Below are 2,589 nucleotides of genomic sequence, written 5' to 3'. Positions count from 1 at the left end.
ACTAACGAGAGTTTTACCAAACGGTTGATACCCGTATGATGATTCTCAGATATACCGTCTGCATTCTGAGATGGGCGGAAAGAAGCTCCCTTTAATTTGGATTCGGTTTTCATTTGCTTTGTGTTTGATTTAGTTTTAAAGATAAAATTTTACGAAATAACCAATGTATCAACAAAGTTATCATTATTTATAGCCTACAATAAATATGATTCTTTTAACCTGATCAGATGTAGTGATTTTATATAAAACCGCGTTAAAAGTATAAGTGCTTTCTATTTTTAAATCCAGAAGTTGATAAGAACGGAAAACAAGTTCGGATTTATCCTGCTTCAAAAAATAAGTTATTTTAATATTTTCCATTTTTCTTAAATGGTTTTTATCCATCTTATTTTTAAATTCCTCAAAATCTAATATATCAACAGATAACGGTCTTGGTTTTCCTACTAAAATCTGATTTTTAAATTCAACAGGGGAAGCAATAAACTGAAAAGATTCACTCTCAATTTTTAAAATTTTCCCTTTTAATAAAACATTATTATCGTCACATTTAGTGGTATGATCTATTGTAGTCAGGCATTGCTCTCCAAGCAGGGGTGTATCTGAAACAGAGTCAGTCTTTACAACTTTTGCAGGATTATTAAACATCTGAATATTTCTTTTCTGACAACTCACTAATAGAAAAATAGTACAACAAAATAAACAAAGGATATTTTTCATTATTTTTTGATTGAAGTTCTTATTGATGTCACTGTATACGTCAAACCCCCTCCATATCTGGACAAAGGATCTGTAGAGCCTGCAAGTTTATTTTCTTTACAAACACAATATAATTTATTATTGAGTGATGTCCCTGAGCGAGAATCAGCATTATCATAAAAATGGAAATAATTTCCTTTTTCATCTGTACCCATTCCTACAATTACTACAAAATGATCAGTTGTCAAATCAGGATTTCCTGGAGTAATTTCTACATGGTTATCAACACCAACAGTAACTGGAATTCCGTTTTTCAGAGCCTGTTTAATATACTTTGTTCCTTTGATGTACTGATCTTTAAAATAATCCATCCGAATAAACCTTCTATTTTTATCCCGAATAGCTATTGCAGTTTGATATCTCGGCATTCCCTCTTTGTACCCCATTATATCCAACTGTTTATGAGTAGCAACATGACAATCTGTTCTGTACCCTTCATATAAATTTTCTGGGATCACAGTAGGAATTACTTCCCATTCTCCGCAAACAGGACAATCTAGTTTAAACAGGTTTACGGCACCACAATATACATTACTCACACCACCATCAAAGAAAGAATCGTTATCATCTGCATAAAACTGTATTTGATGAACTCCTTTAGAACGATCCCAATCAAGATAAAAAGTTCCTCCATACTTTACATTATTAATTACAGTTGTAAAAGAGGAATTCTTTTCACCCTTTTTAAAAAAGAATGCTGTAATATTTCCTCCATCACTATCATTTGCTTTAGAGCTTCCTTTTTCGGTCTTAAATTTCACCCGTGTTTTTAAACTTTCTGTTTTAAACTTAATTTCACGAGATTTCTGATTCTGTAAATTAACATCTAATAAATCTGAAAAGGTCCATTCTTTTTTATCATTGATTATCACATCATAAGATCCGAACAAATCTCCTTCATCATTAATTGCAGTGATAATAGGAATAAAAGAATTATCAGAAGCTTTTGGTTCTTTATCAGGTGTTCCCAATAAAGTTCCATTCTCAGCCGTAAAATGACTGATATTTCCTGCATAAGCATCAAATTCATCCGTAAAAACGGTCCAACCTCCCTCAATGAAAGTAGAGCTTTCACCTTCTGTTATTCGTATGATTGACATAGTTAATGGATTTTGGAACTTTCTCCACTGTTATTATTAAAAGTTTTCTGAGAATGAATATTATTATTTTCCTGAGATACAATCATTCTTGCTTTGGCTTGTTCCTTTACTTCTTGCGCTTTTGACTCTCTATTCCCTTTAACAAATTCCATTAGACTTCCTACAACATTTGTCATAAAGTTGGCTCCTATTGTAAGATTTTTCATCATTCCTACACTTTCAGTGTGATTCATAGTAATATTGTCAGATTTATTCATCCCTACACTTGTCGTCATATTCTCCCCCACATTAATATTCATATTTTTCCCTGCTGTAAACGTAATATCATTTGGAGCTGTCACCGAAATATTTCCGTTCCCGTCCATAAAATAGGTATTTCCACTTGGATCAATGATTGTCACACTTTTTTCATCATCATTCATTAGTACTTTGATCCCACTTTTTGTCTGGATAGATCTCATATGGTTATTTACACCACCTCCAAGACCGATTCCTCCATGGAACATTCCTCCCATTACGAAAGGACGGTCAGGATGACTGTGTACAAAATTGACCATTACCTGATCTCCTACTTCAGGAATTGCTACATAGCCTCGGTTTTGAGTAATCTGATCGGTTCCTCCAGCATCTGGGCTCATCACTCGTACAAAATGAGTGGTATCATTCATCTGCCAATCAAATCTTACCTGGACTCTTCCCTGTCCTTCTGGATCAGCATTGGCAATGACCGTGG

Annotated in this window: 3 protein-coding genes; all 3 read right to left on the bottom strand. The window is 33.7% G+C overall.

All coding sequences use genetic code 11. The features are described from left to right. Positions 1 to 183 precede the first annotated feature (183 nt). Positions 184 to 717 (bottom strand): hypothetical protein, encoded by a 534-nt coding sequence (locus BBI01_RS04440; protein ID WP_228393936.1) that lies wholly within the window; start codon positions 715 to 717, stop codon positions 184 to 186. Then, positions 717 to 1,856, bottom strand: coding sequence for a cysteine peptidase family C39 domain-containing protein (locus BBI01_RS04435; protein WP_065393494.1), 1,140 nt, complete (start codon positions 1,854 to 1,856; stop codon positions 717 to 719). Before BBI01_RS04435 ends, BBI01_RS04440 begins: the two co-directional genes overlap by 1 nt. A 2-nt stretch (positions 1,857 to 1,858) precedes the next feature. Then, positions 1,859 to 2,589, bottom strand: a 731-nt coding sequence (locus BBI01_RS04430) for a phage baseplate assembly protein V (protein WP_228393935.1), incomplete at its 5' end; no start/stop codon positions are given.

This window comes from Chryseobacterium artocarpi (assembly GCF_001684975.1).
Taxonomy (GTDB): Bacteria; Bacteroidota; Bacteroidia; order Flavobacteriales; family Weeksellaceae; genus Chryseobacterium; species Chryseobacterium artocarpi.
This window is presented reverse-complemented; position numbering and strand designations above follow the sequence as displayed.

Excerpts from the sequence above, each read along its gene's own strand:
- BBI01_RS04440 (WP_228393936.1), bottom strand. The coding sequence starts at position 717 with ATGAAAAATATCCTTTGTTTATTTTGTTGTACTATTTTTCTATTAGTG.
- BBI01_RS04435 (WP_065393494.1), bottom strand. The coding sequence starts at position 1,856 with ATGTCAATCATACGAATAACAGAAGGTGAAAGCTCTACTTTCATTGAG.